Origin of the sequence: Micromonospora sp. CPCC 206060 (assembly GCF_036906895.1) — a bacterium.
In the GTDB taxonomy this organism is placed as follows: domain Bacteria; phylum Actinomycetota; class Actinomycetes; order Mycobacteriales; family Micromonosporaceae; genus Micromonospora.
The window spans coordinates 1-855 of the sequence record NZ_JBAKHU010000257.1 but is presented as its reverse complement, the minus strand read 5'-3'; the positions used below and the strand labels follow the sequence as shown (position 1 = coordinate 855).

General features: G+C 71.8%; 1 pseudogene. It reads left to right on the top strand.

From position 1 onward, the window contains the following. A pseudogene (locus V6U90_RS33595) lies at nt 1-855 on the top strand (hypothetical protein); the annotation flags it as partial.

Here is an 855-nt window from a genome sequence, read left to right as displayed (position 1 = left end):
CAGGATCAGCTGCGGCAGCTGTGGAACGCCCTGATCGACCGTATGGACGGCGACGGGCTCATCCCCGCCAGCGAGTCAACCCTCGCCGATGCGACATCCACATGGCAGCCGACGGTGCATAGGCGGATCGTGGCATTGCGCGACCGTGGTCTGCTGCGGCTGGTCCGGGAAAGACACGGTGGCGTGGCGGCGCGGTACGGGGTGACCGATCCGGGTCAGCCCCGGCAAGCACCGTTGCCGGCCCTTCCTGCGGGCAGCCGATGGGTGAGCGACCCGGATGAGGCCCGGACGCTGTTCGACCAGCACGCCGACCACATCGCCACCACAAGGCAGCAGCAGGATCAGCTGCGGCAGCTGTGGAACGCCCTGATCGACCATATAAACGACGACGGGCTCATCACCGCCAGCGAGCCAACCCTCGCCGATGCGACATCCACACCGCAGCCGACGGTGCATAGGCGGATCGTGGCATTGCGCGGCCGTGGTCTGCTGCAGCTGGTCCAGGAAGGACGCGGTGGCGTGCCGGCGCAGTACAGGGTGACCGCTCCGGGTCAGCCCCGGCAAGCATCGTTGCCGGGCCCTGCCCCCGGACCGGACCGCCCGCAGCAGGGTGCGGACCTGTCCTGGCTGAACCACGGGGGGACGTCGCCGATGTCCGGGCCGGTACCTGCCCCGCCGGCGGACACGGGTCTGCCCGGGCTGCCCGGGCCGCTGGACGACCCGGACGCCCTCACGGCGTCGTCCTGGCCGGCGGGGCCGGCCGCGTCGTCCTGGCCGGCGGGGTGGGCGGGACCGGCGGGGCCGGTTCCCGGCATTGGTGCGACCGACGGGCACGATGCTGCGATGTCCACCGAC